This window comes from Mesorhizobium sp. M0848 (assembly GCF_040319805.1).
Lineage (GTDB): Bacteria > Pseudomonadota > Alphaproteobacteria > Rhizobiales > Rhizobiaceae > Mesorhizobium.
Window position 1 is genome coordinate 31,755 of sequence record NZ_JAMYOM010000040.1, and the last position, 15,122, is coordinate 46,876.

The following is a 15,122-nucleotide window of genomic DNA, read 5'->3' on the forward strand; positions in this document are numbered from 1 at the left end:
CTAACGGGCCGCTTTCCAATCCTTCCAGCCAAGCTCTGCGCAGCCGGTCCGTTTCGGCCTGGCACCGAGTCTGATTTGGCGGTTCCAGGCTAAGTGCCGTTGTCATTCCCGATCTAGGTTCAAGGCGTGATGCGCGCCAGATGCTCGAGGTCGGCTTCCTCGCGCAGCGGATCCGGGGCCATCACCACCGAGGTGCCGTTGTCGGCATCGTCGGCAAAGTGGGCAAGCACGGTGCGGCCGGCCTCCATGCGCGCCTTGCCTTCGGCAACCAGTCCCAGCGCCAGCGGATAGAGCCGGTGTTCGGTCTTCAGCACGCGGGCTGCCAATGTATCGGCGGTGTCGCCGACCATCACCGGTACGGCCGCCTGTGCGATGATCGGACCGTCGTCCATCTCGGAGGTGACGAAGTGCACGGTGCAGCCATGGATGCGGATGCCGGCGGCCAGTGCGCGCACATGGGTGTCGAGCCCCTTGAACGCCGGCAGCAGGGCAGGGTGGATGTTGATCATGCGGCCCTGCCATCTCTGGACGAAGCCGGGGGTGAGGATGCGCATATAGCCGGCCAGCGCCACGATCTCGGCGTTGAAGGCCGCGAGCGCCGCGTCTATTGCCGCGTCATGCGCCTGCTTGCTGCCATGGTCGGCACGCGAGACGACCTGCGTGGCGATGCCGCGCGCCCTGGCGATGCCGAGCCCGGCGGCATCCGCCTTGTCGGAAATGACACCGACGATCTCGGCCGGGAACGCCGGGTCGCTGGCCGCGGCAATCAGCGCGGTCATGTTGGAGCCGCGTCCCGAGATCAGGACAACGGTGCGTTTCCTCTGCGCGCTCATAGGCCGATCGAGCCCCGATAGATGACCCCGGCGTCGCGGCGCGGCACGATGCGGCCGATCGGCGTCACCGTCTCGCCGGCCTCCTGCAGCACGGCGGCGACCTGTGCTGCCTGGCCGGATGCGACGGCCAGAATCATGCCGATGCCGCAATTGAAAGTGCGCATCATCTCTTCCGGCGCCACGCCGCCGGTCTTGGCCAGCCACGAAAACACGGCAGGAACGTCGATCGCCTCGAGGTCGAGTTCGGCCGAAAAATCCTTGGGCAGCACGCGCGGGATGTTTTCCGGGAAGCCGCCGCCGGTGATGTGGGCGAGCGCCTTGATACCATGCGTGTTGCGGATCGCCTTGAGAATCGACTTGACGTAGATGCGGGTCGGCTCGAGCAGCGCCTCGGCCAGCGTGGCCTCGTCGTTGAACGGCGCCGGATCGCTCCACGACAGACCGCTGACGGCGACGATGCGGCGCACCAGCGAATATCCGTTCGAGTGCAAGCCAGAGGAAGCCAGGCCCAGCAGCACGTCGCCTTCGACAATATCGTCGGTGGGCAGCAATTGGCCGCGTTCGGCGGCGCCCACCGCAAAGCCGGCCAGGTCGTAATCATTGCCGTGATACATGCCGGGCATCTCGGCCGTCTCGCCGCCGATCAGCGCGCAGCCGGCCTGGCGGCAGCCCTCGGCAATGCCGCCGACGATCGCGGCACCCTGGTCGGGATCGAGCTTGCCGGTGGCGAAATAGTCGAGGAAGAACAGCGGTTCGGCACCTTGCACGACGATGTCGTTGACGCACATGGCGACGAGGTCGATGCCGATTGTGTCGTGCTTGCCGGCATCGATGGCGATCTTGAGCTTGGTGCCGACGCCGTCATTGGCCGCCACCAGCACCGGGTCGGTAAAGCCCGCGGCCTTGAGGTCGAACAGGCCTCCGAAACCGCCGATCTCACCATCGGCGCCCGGCCGGCGCGTCGCGCGCACCAGCGGCTTGATCTTCTCGACCATGAGATTGCCGGCATCGATATCGACACCGGCCGCGGCATAGGTGAGCCCGTTCTTGCGCTTGTTCACGTCGCGCTTGCTCATTTCTGGTGCCCGTTCAACAATTTTCCTTGTCGCGGGCTCTTCGCATGAACGGTTTCTGTCCGCAAGGATAACGGCCATCTCGACCTACAAAACCGTGGACAGGGCGCGCGTAGGGGCTCGTGATTGGCGAAAGCCGGGCTGAAAACCGCTCTCCCATGCGGGGAGATCGGCAGCTTCTCCCTTGTTGCCACCCGCCATCTTCATCATCTATCTCCGACCAAGAGGAGGTGCCAAGCATTTGACCATCCCCAACCTGATCACCATCCTGCGCCTTGTCCTGGTGCCGGCGGTGGTGCTGGCGATGCTGCAGGCGCGCTGGGACTGGGCTTTTGCCGGGTTCCTCGTCGCCGGTATTTCCGACGGCGTCGACGGGTTCATCGCCCGCCGTTTCAACCAGCAATCCACCCTCGGCGCCTATCTCGACCCGGTGGCCGACAAGCTGCTGCTGGTTTCGGTGTTCGTTGTCATGAGCTTCATCGGGCAATTGCCGCTGTGGCTTGTCGTCATCATGGTGTCGCGCGACGCGTTGATCGTCTGCGCGGTGGTGTTGTCCGCCGTCATGACCCATCCGGTCGAGATGAAACCGTTGTTCGTGTCGAAGGCCAACACCGCGATCCAGATCGTGCTGGCCGCGCTTGTGCTGGGAGAACTTGCCCTTGCCGTTCACCTCGACCCGCTGAGGTCAGTTCTCATATTGCTGTCCGGGGTCTTGACCGTGGCTTCGGCCGCAGCCTATCTCGTGACTTGGCTGAGGCACATGAGCGGCTATGGCGAAGGCTCCACTCCGGACATCTGAGACAGAAGCGGCAGCGATCGAGGCCGCGGCCGCCGACACCGCCGCGTCCGCGACCTTTCGCCGCCAGATCTTCTTCTGGCTGGCCGGCGCCGCGCTGCTGGCGCTTTTCCTCTATGTTTTCAGCGCGATCCTGCTGCCCTTCGTCGCCGGCATGGTGCTTGCCTATTTCCTCGATCCCGTTGCCGACCGGCTGCAGCGGCTCGGCCTGTCCCGTTTCATGGCGACGGTGGTCATCCTCATCACCTTCCTCATCGTGCTGGTGCTGGCCTTCGTCATCCTCATCCCCGTTCTGGCCACGCAGATGGCCGATTTCGCCGGCAAATTGCCGGAATATCTGACCCGGCTGCAAAGCCTGATCACCTCGTTCGATCCGAAATGGCTGGAACAGAAGTTCGGCGTCAACGCCAATAGCTTGCGCGACGGGCTGAATTCGCTGCTGACCTCGGGCTTCGGCCTGATCACCACCGTCTTCACCTCACTGTGGAGTTCCGGCATGGCGCTGGTCTCGGTGGTCAGCCTGTTCGTGGTGACGCCGGTGGTCGCCTTCTACATGCTGCTCGACTGGGACCGCATGGTGGCGGTCATCGACGGTTGGGTGCCGCGCGACAACGTCGCGACCGTGCGCGCCATCGCGCGTGACATCAACACCGCCACAGCCGGCTTCGTGCGCGGCCAAGGCACGCTGTGCCTGGTGCTGGGCGCCATTTATGCCACCGGGCTGACGCTGACCGGACTGAATTTCGGCATCCTCATCGGCCTGTTCGCCGGGCTGATTTCCTTCATCCCTTATGTCGGCTCGCTGACCGGGCTGGTGCTGGCCGTCGGCGTCGCCTTCGTCCAGTTCTGGCCGGACTGGACGATGATCGTCGCCGTCGCGGTCGTGTTCTTCATCGGTCAGTTCATCGAGGGCAACATCCTGCAGCCGCGGCTGGTCGGCAAAAGCGTCGGCCTGCACCCGGTATGGCTGATGTTTTCGCTTTTTGCCTTCGGTGCGCTGTTCGGCTTCGTCGGCTTGTTGATCGCGGTGCCGGCTTCTGCGGCCGTCGCCGTGCTGGTGCGGTTCGCCATTGCCCGCTATCTCGAATCGCCGCTCTACAAGGGCCGCGGCACGGCACCTGTGCCGCAGCTTCCGGCCGATCGCGGCGGCGGCCACCGCACGCAACCGCGTCGCTGAAGTGACTGCCCAGCCAACCGACCCGCCACGCCAGTTGCCGCTCGATCTCGGCCATGGCACCGGCTATTCGCGCGACGAACTCGTCGTCTCCGGCACCAACAACCAGGCGGTGGCGCTGGTCGACCGCTGGCCGGACTGGCCATCGCCGGTGGTGGTGCTGGCCGGTCCCGCGGGTTCGGGCAAGACGCATCTGGCCTCGATCTGGCGCGCGCGTGCCGATGCGGTGGCGGTCGACGCCAGGCGCATCGGCGACAGCATTGCCAATCTCGGCGCGCGGCCGGCGCTGATCGACGATGTCGATACCGGCGCGGTCGATGAACAGGGCCTGTTCCATCTGATCAATGCGGTGCGTGGTGCCGGGTCGACGCTGCTCCTGACGGCGCGCCGCTTCCCGTCCGCCTGGGGCGTCACGCTGCCTGATCTCGCCTCACGGCTGAAAGCAGCGGCGACAGTGGAAATTCATGAGCCCGACGATCTCCTGCTCGCCGGCGTCATCACAAAACTCTTCGCCGACCGTCAGATCGAGGTCGAACCGCATGTCGTGCAGTATCTGGTCCGCCGTATCGAGCGCTCGCTGGCGACAGCGATGCGCGTGGTTGAGCGGCTCGACCGGACCGCGCTCGAACGCAAGACGCCGATCACCAGGGCGCTGGCAGCCGAAACCGTCAACGCCATGGACGAAGGGCAGGGCGAATTCGAGATTTAGCCTGAGAGGCCAGTCTCAGAGCCACATTCTGGCGAAATGACGGACCGCGAGGTAGACGGCAGAGTGAGCGGCGATATAGCCGGCGGCGACCAGCACAAACATTCCGATACTGATACGCCAGGAGCGGGAGACGACAGCGCCTGGGGCCTGCCTCGCCTGTCTGCGGCTTTCACGGTTGTTCCACATCGCCAGCGCGGCGCAGGCAATTGCCCACGTCACCATGAACGGAACGGTGATGCCGGCATAGGCAAAGTAGGCCGGTCCGAAAAGCGACACCCAGGCATCGATTCCAAGCATCTGAACCCCCTGTTTGCCGAACCGGCCCGCGGCTGCCGGATGCACGACCGGAGCCGGAGCAAGTGACCATATGGCTGCGCCGGGCATTGGGCTGTGAGGGGATGGTCGGAGTGGAGAGATTCGAACTCCCGACCCTCTGGTCCCAAACCAGATGCGCTACCAGGCTGCGCTACACTCCGAACGGTCTGTTGCCTATTCATTTCGGTGGTGCATGGCAAGTGCAAAAACCCGCGAGAGCAAAAACCTTGCCGCCGTGCGCATTGCGCAGTAATGACGGGCGAAGGGTGGCGATGCTGCCTTGCACAAGAACGAGGTGGCCATGTCCGCGCGCATTTTCAGCCCAGCCAAAACCGCGATGCAGTCCGGCAAGGCCAAGACCGGCCACTGGGTGCTGGAATTCGATCCCGAGACGCGCAAGAAGATCGATCCGCTGATGGGCTATACGACGTCGGCAGACATGAGAAGCCAGATCAGGCTTAGCTTCGACACGCGGGAAGAGGCGGTGGCCTACGCCGAAAAGCAAGGGCTCGCTTTCCGCGTCGAAGAGCCGAAAGAGACCAAGCGCCGCCAGATTTCCTATGCGGAGAATTTCCGCTATGACCGCAGGACGCCCTGGACGCATTGAACCGCCCAGCGCCAGAATATCCAGCCGGTCCAAAGGCCGGCCAGCGGTCCCGTAGCTCAGCTGGATAGAGCACCGGCCTTCTAAGCCGATGGTCACAGGTTCGAATCCTGTCGGGATCGCCAAAGCCTTTCGGGTCCATTCCGGACACATAGGTCGCGGTTTATACCGGAGACATGGGCTTTCAGAGAGCGTCACCAGGCCTCGTGCGCTCAAACCGCCGCCGCCAGAAGCAGCGTTACCCCCAGGACCGTCGACGCGTAGATCGTGGCTAGAAGCACGATCGGGCGAGGATATTCGGCGGGTGTCGCGAGGCCGGCAAAGTGGGGATTTCGAAATGTTTCGGTGCCGGGCGACGGGCCGTCGGCGGCAGCGGGAGTGTTGTCATTGCAAGCGAGTAGAGAAAGACGCTGGGCAATATCGGCGGCGATCAGAGGATCGTCCGCCACCAATTTCGACCAGTCCGAAACAATGCCGATTTCACCTTTGAACATCGCGCGCCTCCCGTTTGGGATCTAACAGCGATATCTAAATTATGTTCCGCCGATAGTTTGACGAGGCGGACCGCTCTTGGTCCTTGCAACCTTCTGATCGATGAAAACCACGCCCGCTGCCTCCAACCCTCGACGGATGGCAGCCAGCTTGGCCGAACTCGGAATCCTTCGTCCGCTCTCGAAACTGCCGATCGTTCCTTCGCTAAGGCCGCACTTCGCGGCGAGTCGCACCTGCGACCATTTCAGCATCGCTCGTGCGGCTCTGCACTGCTGGGACGTAAGGGGCTGGATCCCTGAGACGGTGGAGCTTCGCGTGTTCACATCCTCAGATCCCTTCGCTTCGGCGGGAGGTGGCTTTGCACCAGGTGCACCTTGTCCAGACCCACGGTGACCATTGTCCGAACGACACCGTGACCTTGTCGCCCTCGATCTGCGTAACGTCGCCGGATAATTCCATCGGCTGGCCCTCGGTCAGCTTGGTCGCTGGACCAATGACCGAATGCGGAAAATTGTAACCGGGGATCGACACGCTGACGCGGTCTTCCGTGACGCGCTTCAGCACCGTCGCCATGACCGCCACTTCGTCGCCGACCTTTATTGCCATGCTTCTGATTCTGGGGCGGCATCCGGCTGGCGTCAAGGATTAGCTATGCCTTATATAGCAAGTCACGGAATCACCTCTTTCCATCCAGGAACGCCACGACAGCGGTAAATACCGCAAGCTGTTCAGCTCTATCATGGTGATGAGGGGATTTAGCGTGGCCGGGCAGTCGGCTGGGGCCAGCGTATTATTTCGTTACTCTGCCTTTTCGGAACCTTCCCGCGCACGGCGCGTTCGGCCCGCTGTATTCGCGGACCCTCATATAAAAGTGGACAGGCGGGAGGCAAACAAGGGTGGGGAGGAGTGTTGCCATGTCGAAGCGAGAAATAGGCATATCTTCGGCTCTGGATCGGCGCATCGCCGACCTCAAGGCCAGGATGCAGGACGCCCGGATCACGGAATATGAAATGAAGACCTTTCAAAAAGTGGCTTCAGCCATGGGAGGCGACGGAGGCTCCCTGCGCCTCGATGCCGACGACCTGATCGCGGCATCCTTTGTCGTCGATGCGCTGAGTGAGCCGACGCTCAACTGACGACGAGCGGTCTGGCTTCGCGCGCCGTTTTGCCCTTGCTCGGCCGGCAGTTGGCCCACGCCTTCAAGCTCTGAAACAGGATGGCTGCTTTCCAGCGGCCGTCTTGTAGCGTCTGTCGCAAGTCATCGACAGGGCCGGCGGGTTGGTTCCGCCGCCCGATATCGAATTGGAGGGAAAGTCTTATCAATTTGTTGGGGTTGGTGCGTCATAGTAGCGACGGCTAACGGAGTTGAACGCGATGAAGCTCGATCTGTCGCCGACGAGCTGGGGCAGGGTGATCGCTGTCACGGCAGTCGGTACGGCATTCTTCATTGCCGTGGCGTTCTTCGTCGATTCCTTCAATTTTCCCTATCTTTCGCCCGAGGCCGTGTGGCGGGCGCAGATGACCGACCTGATGCTGCCTTTGGTGCTGGGCGGCTCCTTTTTGTTTTTCCTGATGTGGAAGATTCGCCAGCTGGCCATCGCGCAGCGCGACCTCAGCGTCATCGCCGCGACCGACAGCCTGACGGCGGTGCTGAACCGTGGCGCTTTCTCGATGCTGGTCGAAGCTTATCTCGAGCAGACCCGAAAGCAGGAACAGACCCGTTCGGGCGCGCTGCTGATCATCGACGCCGACCACTTCAAGTCCATCAATGACCGTCTGGGTCATGATTGCGGCGATCAGGCACTCAAACTGATAGCGCAGGCGATCAAGGGGCAACTTCGTGGGGGCGATATCGTCGGCCGCATCGGTGGCGAAGAATTCGGCGTGTTTTTGCCCGGCGTGGATCCCTCGCAATCCTGGGTGGTTGCCGAAAGCATCCGCCGGCGTATCAGGGAGATGGAATTCTCACCCGGCGGCAGGCCTTGTCCGCTTTCCGTCAGCATCGGCGGCACAAGCTTTACCGGCCCGATCACCTATGAGGAAATCTTCTCCGCTGCCGACAAAAGGCTTTACACGGCCAAGTCGAACGGACGCGATCAAGTCAGCTTCGATCCGGCCGGAACGTCTCCGGCGCCTGCGCCCGGGGTCGCCACCGTGCATTGACGGCATAAATTTGCTGATGGCTGATCGGGAAGCTCTCGAAATCGACGCAGGCCGCTTTCTCGACGCTTCGATGCTTACAGTCATATGCCGGGGTTCCGATCTTTATGGATAGCATGCCGGCTCGATAGGCCATGGACTGCAACCGCTTACCGGTATACTCCCCCCGCGTTGGCGATGTTTCGTTGTCGGCAGAAACGGTTCTCACTCCTGAGTTTCCAAGGGTTACGGCCGACGTGCGATCATGATTTTTGACGCCGGCGAACAATGGCGGAAACGGTCAGGTAAGCACAGCTATTATGATCCATTTGTTCAACGGCTTTCAGGATCCTTTCGGTGGCAGTGACCTCAAGACCTTGGAACTCTATCGGCTGTTGAGCGCCGATTCGGACGTGCGCCTTTGGGCTGCGTCATCGCGGGCTTCAGATGAATTAATGCGGCAATTCCCGATACGTCGTATTTCCCCGCTTACGCGAAAAGTTCCGGATGGCGGCACTTACGTTTTTCTCGGAGCGCATTGGCGCAACAAGGTGTGGCCTTACCTGATCCCGCGGCCGCGCCGGCTGATCTACGACTTCAACACCCTTCATCCGAAGGTTCTCAACCTCACCACGCGCATGCCTCGGAGCTTGGGATGGCCCACCGCCGAGATAGTGCTTGTTTCCGACTTTCAGAAGCGATTGCTCCAAATCGACGGCACGGTGCACCCCTCTCCGATCGAGATCGAACGTTTTTCACCACGGCGTCTGGATTCGGATCGTCCGTTCACCGTCGGACGCTTGAGCCGCGATGGGCCGGGCAAACATCATCCCGATGACATACCCCTTTACGAGACATTGCTGGCCGAAGGTACAGCCTTGCGGATTCAGGGAGGGACAGGGCTCAAGGGCAGCCTCATGCCGCATCCGCAACTCGAGCTGTTGCCACCCGGCCAATTTATCGCCGAAGAGTTTCTGCAGACGCTCGACGTGTTTTATTATCGCACCGGTTGGCATGTCGAAACCTTCGGTCGCGTCGTGTTCGAGGCGATGGCCTGCGGCTTGCCCGTGGTCTGCCATTCATATGGAGGCTATTCCGACCATATCAGGCATGGCGAAAACGGTTTTCTGTTCGAAACGACGCAACAGGCGGCACGGATCCTGGCCGATCTCAAAGCCGATCCGGCGCTGCGGGCGGCAGTGGGCCTCAAGGCCCGGCAGACCGTCGAGCAGCTGTTTTCGCCGCAGGCACTGCGACAAAGGCTGGATTTCTATCTGCGTTAGCGGCACGTCATCCCTTGGCGGTGCTTGACGCAACAACATGCCTGGCTGTCTGTCGTCGATCTCGACATCGCGCTAAAGCAGGCACGCAAATCAGACCATTGGGGCTGACAGGCAGCGGCGCGCCACAGACTGGGCAGGACTTCTATCGATGACATTGATGGGCGCGGCGGCACTGCTGATCCTGATCCTGACTTACGCCGGTGTTGCCATCGGCCGCATCCCCGGCCTGCGCCTCGACCGGGCGGGGATCGCGCTTCTCGGCGGGGCCGCGATGATCGCCATCGGCGCGCTCAGCATGGAGGATGCCTACCGGGCGATCAATTTCGACACCATCACGCTTCTGCTCGGCATGATGATCGTGGTGGCGCATCTGAAAGTGTCGGGCGCCTTTCGCGGCCTTGGCGCCATCGCCATCGAGCACGCGCACGCGCCCTTCATGCTTTTGGTGATGGTGACGCTGCTGACCGGCGTGTTGTCCGCCTTCCTGGTCAACGACGCCATCTGCCTCGTCATGGCGCCGATCGTCGTCCACGTCACCCGCATCATCAAGCGCAACCCGATCCCCTATCTGATCGCCACCGCCACCGCGTCGAATTGCGGCAGCGTCGCCACCATCACCGGCAATCCGCAAAACATGGTCATCGGCGCGCTGTCGGGTATTTCCTATCCGGCCTTTTCGGCAGCGCTGGCTCCGGTCGCCCTTTTCGGCCTCGTGGCGGTCGTTGTCATCATTCGCATCGTCTACCGGGCCGAATTCGCCCGAACGGTCCAACTGACGTCCGAAGTCTCGCTTGGCCGCATGCACAAGGGGCAGGTGCTGAAGGCGGTGGTGGTCTGCATCGGGCTGGCAATCGCCTTCTTCGCCGGCGTGCCTGTCGCCAAGGCCGCACTCATCGGCGGCGCCATCCTCTTGCTCACCCGCGCCATCAAGCCCGAACGCATCTACCGCGAGATCGACGGTCCGCTGCTGTTCATGTTCGCCGGTCTGTTCGTTGTGGTCGCCGGCGCCGAAAAGACGCTTCTTTCGCCCGACATGATCGCTTCGGCCAAGAACCTCGGGCTGGGCGACGTCTGGCGCCTGTCCGGTTTCACCGCGGTGCTTTCCAACATCATGAGCAATGTCCCGGCCGTACTGGCGCTTCGGCCCTTCATACCGGGCCTCGAAAACCCCGAGCGTGCCTGGCTGGTCGTCGCCATGAGCTCGACACTGGCCGGCAATTTCACGCTGCTGGGTTCGGTCGCCAATCTGATCGTCGCCGAACAGGCACGAGCCGCCGGCACGACGCTGTCGTTCGGCGCTTTTTTCAAGGTCGGCTTGCCGCTGACGCTGATAACGCTGGCCGCCGGCACGGCATGGCTGGCGTTTGGGTTCTAGAGCTGGCTGCCTGAAATCCGCGCCCGCACAAGCGTTGCCGCGGCGCGGCCGGCGGCCTCGATGTAATCGGGGTTGCGGTGGATCAGCATGATCGAAAAGCAGCCGTCGATCAAAAGCACGATCTCGCGTGCCAAGGCGGGCGGCTCGCCGACGCCATGGTCCGACAAGGCGCCGGCCAGCCATGTTTCGAAATTCAGCTTGTGCCGCGCGCCGACCTTGACCGCCGGATGTCCGGGCATCGAGGCGAGTTCGGCGGCCGTGCGCAGGAAGCCGCATCCTTTCCATTTCGGGTGACGAGCGGACCTCGCCAGATTGGTGAAGATCGCCTCGACTTTGCGATCCGCGCCGCCTTCGGCAGCATCGAACCAGCCAGCCATCCGCTTCAGATTGGGTTGGTCACGGCCATCGAGATAGGCGGCGATGAGGTCGTCCTTGCTCTTGAAATGGTAATAGAGCGTGCGCTTGGTGAGACCCGCTTCCTCGGCGACGGCATCGACGCTGACGCGACCGATTCCTTCGGCATAGAAGAGCCTGGTCGCGGCATCGACAATGCGTTTGCGGGTAGGACTTTGCGTGTCAGGCATGAGCTTAGGTATACCGACTAGTGAATATACACAAGCGGAAAGAGGCATAGTCTTCCGGTCATCAGCATGATGAAGAAGGAAGAGCCAATGACCGATCTTGTCCTTAACGAAACCCGGGATGGGATTGCCATCCTCACCCTCAACCGGCCGGAGAAGCTGAACGCGTTGAACTATGCCCTGATCGATCGCCTGCTTGCGATCCTCGACGACATTGACGTCGATGACAGCGTCCGCGCAATCATTCTGACCGGAGCAGGGGAGCGGGCGTTTTCGGCCGGCGGCGACATTCCTGAGTTCTCGGCCAGCGTGGCGGTCGGCGTCGATGTCGCGATGCGTGATTTCGTCATGCGCGGGCAACGGCTGACGGCAAGGCTGGAAGCGTTTCGCAAACCCGTCATCGCTGCCGTCAACGGCATTGCCTTTGGTGGCGGTTGCGAAATCACCGAGGCGGTGCCGCTCGCCATCGCCAGCGACCGCGCTTTGTTCGCCAAGCCGGAAATCAGCCTTGCAATGCCCCCGACCTTTGGCGGAACCCAACGCTTGCCCAGGCTTGCCGGGCGCAAGCGGGCGCTCGAACTGCTGTTGACCGGCGACTGGTTTGCGCCGCCGCGGGCGCTTGAGCTGGGTCTCGTCAACGAGGTTGTGCCGCATGCCGAGTTGATGCCGGCCGCGATCGGCCTGGCCAGGCGTATCCTGCGGCACTCCGATCTGGCGATCGCCAGCATCCTCACGGCAGTGACGCGCGGCCTCAACCAGAGCATCGCCGAAGGCTTGGCTGTCGAGGCCGAGCAGTTCGCCCGCATGGCCCCGACCGCTGATCTGCGCGAAGGGCTGGATGCCTGGATCGCACGCCGCGAGCCGGGCTATGACGACTCGTGGACGCACATCACCCGGCCGGATGAAGCCAGGCGAGCGTCGCTGGAGCAGGACCGGCTTGCGGAACAGGACCAAGGCGCTGTCGTCGCCGGCACATGGCCTTCGATGTCTGGATGGAAGCGACCCTCAAAATAGGGCGGGGAGAGTAGACCTAGTTTTTCTAAGCCTAGGCGCTAGAACTACTCGCTTGCGCCATGCCGACCGACGGCTCCACCTTAGGCTCCATTCACAGCCGTATTGTCCGCCGGTTGGCAAAGGAGGCATCGATGGTCGCTCTCGCTCGCAGGCCCTGGGTTCCATCGCATTGCGACGAGTTTGCCCAGCAGTTGGCGCAGAAGACGAGCACTCAGAAGACCGATGCCGTCATGGCGGCAGTCAACAGGGGCATCGAGCTGAACCGTTCGATCCACGAGGCCGACTGCATCAACCTCAACCCGGCGACCAATGTGATGAACCCGAAGGCCGAAGCCGCACTCGCTTCCGGCCTGGGGTCGCGCCCGTCGCTTGGCTACCCCGGCGACAAATATGAGATGGGATTGGAGGGTGTCGAGCAGATCGAGGTGATCGCGGCCGAGCTGGCGGCCGACGTTTTCGGCGCCAGCTATGCCGAGATCCGGGTACCTTCCGGCGCGATCGCCAATCTCTATGCGTTCATGGTTGCAGCCAGGCCGGGCGACAGCGTCATTGTCCCGTCGCCGGCGATCGGAGGCCATGTAACCCATCATATGGCCGGCTGCGCCGGGCTCTACGGGCTCGATATCCACACCGCTCCAGTCGATGCCGACAGCTACACCGTTGACGTCGGCAAATTGCGCGACCTGGCCAGATCAATAAGGCCGAAGATGATAACGATCGGCAGCAGCCTCAACCTGCTGCCCCATCCCATTCGTGAGATACGGGAGATCGCCGACGAGGTCGGTGCGCTTGTTCTCTTCGATGCGGCCCATCTGTGCGGCATGATTGCCGGAGACGCGTGGCAACAGCCCTTGCAGGAAGGGGCTCATCTGATGACGATGAGCACCTACAAAAGTCTCGGCGGTCCGGCGTCCGGGCTGATCGTCACCAACGATGCGGTCGTTGCCGAAAAGCTCGACAGGATCGCATTTCCAGGCATGACCGCCAACTTCGATGCCGCCAAGTCGGCTGCCTTGGCGATCACACTTCTAGACTGGAAAGACCACGGCAAGGCCTACGCCGCGACGATGGCGCGGACCGCAAAGGCGTTGGCCGAAAGCCTTGCCGATCGCGGCCTGCCGGTTTTTTCGACCGGCAAGGGCTACACGACATCGCATCAGTTCGCCCTCGAGGCAGCCGAGTTTGGCGGCGGCCAGGCGGCGGCAAGGAAATTGCGGCTGGCCAACATCCTGACCTGCGGCATCGGCTTGCCCATAGACGCTGTCGACGGCGACATGAACGGGTTGCGCCTGGGTACGCCCGAGATCGTCCGCTGGGGCATGACCGAAGACGACATGCCGGCACTCGCGGCTCTCATCGCCAGAGGACTGCGCGGCAATGACGCCAGCGAACAAGTCGCGGCAGATGTCACGGCATTCCGGCGCCGGTTCAACAAGCTTCACTTTGTGAACTGACGCCTGAAGCGGCGGGAAAAGCCCGCCTTTCTCTAAAAAACAGGGGAATAAAATGCGCATGATCGTGCAGATGATGACTGCTGCCCTTATGACTGCGGCTGTTGGTGCGGCCAGGGCTGATATTGTGTTCGGCGTCGCCGGCCCGATGTCGGGGCCGAACGCCGCCTATGGAGAACAGTACCGCGTCGGTGTCGAGATCGCCGTTGAACGCATCAACGCCAATGGCGGCGTTCTTGGACAAAAGCTTGCCGTGTCGATCGGTGACGATGTCTCCGACCCGAAGCAGGGCGTTTCGGTCGCCAACAAATTCGTCGCTGATGGCGTTCACTACGTTGTCGGGCACTATAATTCCGGCGTCACCATTCCCGCTTCCGAGGTCTATGCCGAGAATGGCGTTCTGTTCGTGACGCCGACTGCCACCAACCCGATGGTGACGGAGCGCGGCCTGTGGAATGCCTTCAGGGCGTGCGGGCGCGATGATCAGCAAGGCTCCATCGCCGCCAAATTAGTTCTCGACCGTTTCAAGGACAAGAAGATAGCGATTGTCGACGACAAGTCGACGGCGGGCAAAGGCCTCGCCGACGAAATGGCCAAGGCCTATAACGCCGGCGGCGGCAAGGAGGTTCTCCATGAGGAGGTCAACCCGGGCGAGAAGGACTACAGCCCTCTCGTCACAAGGATCAAGCAATCGGGCGCCGACCTCGTCTACTATGGCGGTCAGCACACGGAGGCTGGACTGATTGTGCGCCAGATGCACGATCAGGGCGTCACCGCGATCCTGATGGGCGGTGACGGCATCTCCAACAGCGAATTCGGCGCCATCGGCGGTGATGGTGCTGTTGGAACCCTGATGACGTCGTTCCCCGACCCGGCAACGTTTGCAGAAGCCAAGGATGCCGTCGCCGATCTGAGGGCCAAAAACGTGCCCACCGAAGCAGTGACCCTCTACGCCTACGCGGCAACGCAGATTCTTGCCGAGGCTATCGCCAAAGCCAAGGCCGACGATCCAAAGGCCGTTTCCGATTATCTTCATTCCGGCGCCGGTATCTCGACGGTGCTCGGTTCGATCTCCTATGACGACAAGGGGGATATCAAGCAGCCCGGGTTCGTCGTATTTGAGTGGCAGAAGGTCGACGGCAAGCTGACCCCGGTCGCCCTCAAGTAGAAACACCGCGTCGGGGGGGGGGGGGGGGGGCGCCGCCGGCGGGCGGCCGCGGGGGGGGGGGGGGGGGTAGGGGGCGGGGCGGCGCCGGGGCCGGGGGCCCGCCACGAGCGGGGGG

Annotated in this window: 18 protein-coding genes and 2 tRNA genes; 12 read left to right on the forward strand and 8 right to left on the reverse strand. The window is 62.5% G+C overall.

The window, feature by feature from the left end; genetic code table 11:
* Window positions 1-119: 119 nt before the first annotated feature.
* Window positions 120-833, reverse strand: a complete 714-nt coding sequence (gene purN / locus NKH95_RS31265; protein ID WP_023812596.1) for a phosphoribosylglycinamide formyltransferase — start codon at window positions 831-833, stop codon at window positions 120-122.
* A complete protein-coding gene (gene purM / locus NKH95_RS31270) occupies window positions 830-1,909 on the reverse strand; it encodes a phosphoribosylformylglycinamidine cyclo-ligase (protein ID WP_023812595.1) in 1,080 nt (359 codons plus the stop codon). The genes purN and purM overlap by 4 nt, the downstream gene beginning before the upstream one ends.
* 238 nt (window positions 1,910-2,147) lie before the next feature.
* On the opposite strand from purM, the gene NKH95_RS31275 reads away from it, so the two are divergent.
* Genes NKH95_RS31275 through hdaA form a run of 3 tightly spaced genes read left to right on the forward strand, consistent with a single transcriptional unit; the run spans window position 2,148 to window position 4,585 of the window.
* The gene (locus tag NKH95_RS31275) at window positions 2,148-2,705 is read left to right on the forward strand and encodes a CDP-alcohol phosphatidyltransferase family protein (protein ID WP_127289150.1); all 558 of its coding nucleotides are present in this window, start codon (window positions 2,148-2,150) and stop codon (window positions 2,703-2,705) included.
* Window positions 2,677-3,879, forward strand: coding sequence for an AI-2E family transporter (locus tag NKH95_RS31280; RefSeq protein ID WP_023812593.1), 1,203 nt, complete (start codon window positions 2,677-2,679; stop codon window positions 3,877-3,879). The genes NKH95_RS31275 and NKH95_RS31280 overlap by 29 nt, the downstream gene beginning before the upstream one ends.
* Window position 3,880: 1 nt before the next feature.
* Window positions 3,881-4,585, forward strand: coding sequence for a DnaA regulatory inactivator HdaA (hdaA, locus tag NKH95_RS31285; RefSeq protein ID WP_023812592.1), 705 nt, complete (start codon window positions 3,881-3,883; stop codon window positions 4,583-4,585).
* A gap of 15 nt (window positions 4,586-4,600) precedes the next feature.
* On the opposite strand, the gene NKH95_RS31290 is transcribed toward hdaA, so the two are convergent.
* Together NKH95_RS31290 and NKH95_RS31295 are read right to left on the reverse strand one after the other, a co-directional pair.
* Window positions 4,601-4,882, reverse strand: coding sequence for a hypothetical protein (locus NKH95_RS31290; RefSeq protein ID WP_023812591.1), 282 nt, complete (start codon window positions 4,880-4,882; stop codon window positions 4,601-4,603).
* 102 nt (window positions 4,883-4,984) lie between these two features.
* A tRNA-Pro gene (locus tag NKH95_RS31295) sits at window positions 4,985-5,061 on the reverse strand.
* Window positions 5,062-5,201: 140 nt separating this feature from the next.
* Here NKH95_RS31295 and NKH95_RS31300 point away from each other — a divergent pair.
* Together NKH95_RS31300 and NKH95_RS31305 are read left to right on the forward strand one after the other, a co-directional pair.
* A complete protein-coding gene (locus tag NKH95_RS31300; RefSeq protein WP_023812590.1) occupies window positions 5,202-5,507 on the forward strand; it encodes an ETC complex I subunit in 306 nt (101 codons plus the stop codon).
* Between the two features lie 45 nt (window positions 5,508-5,552).
* Window positions 5,553-5,629 (forward strand) — tRNA-Arg (locus tag NKH95_RS31305).
* A gap of 87 nt (window positions 5,630-5,716) precedes the next feature.
* Here NKH95_RS31305 and NKH95_RS31310 read toward each other — a convergent pair.
* Genes NKH95_RS31310 through NKH95_RS31320 form a run of 3 tightly spaced genes read right to left on the reverse strand, consistent with a single transcriptional unit; the run spans window position 5,717 to window position 6,602 of the window.
* The gene (locus tag NKH95_RS31310) at window positions 5,717-5,998 is read right to left on the reverse strand and encodes a hypothetical protein (protein WP_023812589.1); all 282 of its coding nucleotides are present in this window, start codon (window positions 5,996-5,998) and stop codon (window positions 5,717-5,719) included.
* A 39-nt stretch (window positions 5,999-6,037) separates the two neighbouring features.
* On the reverse strand, window positions 6,038-6,319 hold the full coding sequence (locus tag NKH95_RS31315) for a helix-turn-helix domain-containing protein (protein ID WP_031213538.1): 282 nt from the start codon (window positions 6,317-6,319) through the stop codon (window positions 6,038-6,040).
* A 4-nt stretch (window positions 6,320-6,323) separates the two neighbouring features.
* Window positions 6,324-6,602, reverse strand: coding sequence for a hypothetical protein (locus NKH95_RS31320; protein ID WP_245490282.1), 279 nt, complete (start codon window positions 6,600-6,602; stop codon window positions 6,324-6,326).
* A gap of 308 nt (window positions 6,603-6,910) precedes the next feature.
* Here NKH95_RS31320 and NKH95_RS31325 point away from each other — a divergent pair, with 308 nt between their 5' ends.
* The 4 genes from NKH95_RS31325 to NKH95_RS31340 all read left to right on the forward strand — a co-directional run bounded on the left by NKH95_RS31325 (window position 6,911) and on the right by NKH95_RS31340 (window position 10,793).
* Window positions 6,911-7,132 carry a hypothetical protein gene (locus NKH95_RS31325; protein WP_023814103.1) on the forward strand — a complete coding sequence of 74 codons (222 nt, stop codon included), beginning with the start codon at window positions 6,911-6,913 and terminating at the stop codon, window positions 7,130-7,132.
* Between the two features lie 238 nt (window positions 7,133-7,370).
* Window positions 7,371-8,159: a GGDEF domain-containing protein gene (locus NKH95_RS31330; RefSeq protein WP_023814104.1), complete on the forward strand. Its 789-nt coding sequence runs from the start codon at window positions 7,371-7,373 to the stop codon at window positions 8,157-8,159.
* 296 nt (window positions 8,160-8,455) lie between these two features.
* Window positions 8,456-9,418 carry a glycosyltransferase family 4 protein gene (locus NKH95_RS31335; protein ID WP_023814105.1) on the forward strand — a complete coding sequence of 321 codons (963 nt, stop codon included), beginning with the start codon at window positions 8,456-8,458 and terminating at the stop codon, window positions 9,416-9,418.
* A gap of 148 nt (window positions 9,419-9,566) precedes the next feature.
* A complete protein-coding gene (locus NKH95_RS31340; protein WP_352894297.1) occupies window positions 9,567-10,793 on the forward strand; it encodes an anion transporter in 1,227 nt (408 codons plus the stop codon).
* Here NKH95_RS31340 and NKH95_RS31345 read toward each other — a convergent pair.
* Entirely contained in the window at window positions 10,790-11,377 is a 588-nt protein-coding gene (locus NKH95_RS31345; protein ID WP_023814107.1) for a TetR/AcrR family transcriptional regulator, read from the reverse strand. The two genes, NKH95_RS31340 and NKH95_RS31345, sit on opposite strands and share 4 nt — an antisense overlap.
* Window positions 11,378-11,464: 87 nt before the next feature.
* On the opposite strand from NKH95_RS31345, the gene NKH95_RS31350 reads away from it, so the two are divergent.
* The 3 genes from NKH95_RS31350 (at window position 11,465) to NKH95_RS31360 (ending at window position 15,007) form a co-directional block, all read left to right on the forward strand.
* Window positions 11,465-12,388 carry a crotonase/enoyl-CoA hydratase family protein gene (locus tag NKH95_RS31350; RefSeq protein WP_050592763.1) on the forward strand — a complete coding sequence of 308 codons (924 nt, stop codon included), beginning with the start codon at window positions 11,465-11,467 and terminating at the stop codon, window positions 12,386-12,388.
* Between the two features lie 131 nt (window positions 12,389-12,519).
* Window positions 12,520-13,842, forward strand: a complete 1,323-nt coding sequence (gene glyA, locus NKH95_RS31355; protein WP_031213889.1) for a serine hydroxymethyltransferase — start codon at window positions 12,520-12,522, stop codon at window positions 13,840-13,842.
* 58 nt (window positions 13,843-13,900) lie between these two features.
* Complete coding sequence (locus NKH95_RS31360; RefSeq protein WP_352754054.1) at window positions 13,901-15,007, forward strand: branched-chain amino acid ABC transporter substrate-binding protein; 1,107 nt, start codon at window positions 13,901-13,903, stop codon at window positions 15,005-15,007.
* Window positions 15,008-15,122: the final 115 nt, after the last annotated feature.

Coding starts and splice junctions, on each gene's coding strand:
- NKH95_RS31330 (WP_023814104.1), top strand. CDS start 7,371: ATGAAGCTCGATCTGTCGCCGACGAGCTGGGGCAGGGTGATCGCTGTC.
- NKH95_RS31340 (WP_352894297.1), top strand. CDS start 9,567: ATGACATTGATGGGCGCGGCGGCACTGCTGATCCTGATCCTGACTTAC.
- NKH95_RS31300 (WP_023812590.1), top strand. CDS start 5,202: ATGTCCGCGCGCATTTTCAGCCCAGCCAAAACCGCGATGCAGTCCGGC.
- NKH95_RS31360 (WP_352754054.1), top strand. CDS start 13,901: ATGATCGTGCAGATGATGACTGCTGCCCTTATGACTGCGGCTGTTGGT.
- NKH95_RS31280 (WP_023812593.1), top strand. CDS start 2,677: ATGGCGAAGGCTCCACTCCGGACATCTGAGACAGAAGCGGCAGCGATC.
- NKH95_RS31290 (WP_023812591.1), bottom strand. CDS start 4,882: ATGCTTGGAATCGATGCCTGGGTGTCGCTTTTCGGACCGGCCTACTTT.
- purM (WP_023812595.1), bottom strand. CDS start 1,909: ATGAGCAAGCGCGACGTGAACAAGCGCAAGAACGGGCTCACCTATGCC.
- NKH95_RS31335 (WP_023814105.1), top strand. CDS start 8,456: ATGATCCATTTGTTCAACGGCTTTCAGGATCCTTTCGGTGGCAGTGAC.
- NKH95_RS31320 (WP_245490282.1), bottom strand. CDS start 6,602: ATGGCAATAAAGGTCGGCGACGAAGTGGCGGTCATGGCGACGGTGCTG.
- NKH95_RS31310 (WP_023812589.1), bottom strand. CDS start 5,998: ATGTTCAAAGGTGAAATCGGCATTGTTTCGGACTGGTCGAAATTGGTG.
- NKH95_RS31350 (WP_050592763.1), top strand. CDS start 11,465: ATGACCGATCTTGTCCTTAACGAAACCCGGGATGGGATTGCCATCCTC.
- purN (WP_023812596.1), bottom strand. CDS start 833: ATGAGCGCGCAGAGGAAACGCACCGTTGTCCTGATCTCGGGACGCGGC.
- glyA (WP_031213889.1), top strand. CDS start 12,520: ATGGTCGCTCTCGCTCGCAGGCCCTGGGTTCCATCGCATTGCGACGAG.
- NKH95_RS31325 (WP_023814103.1), top strand. CDS start 6,911: ATGTCGAAGCGAGAAATAGGCATATCTTCGGCTCTGGATCGGCGCATC.
- NKH95_RS31345 (WP_023814107.1), bottom strand. CDS start 11,377: ATGCCTGACACGCAAAGTCCTACCCGCAAACGCATTGTCGATGCCGCG.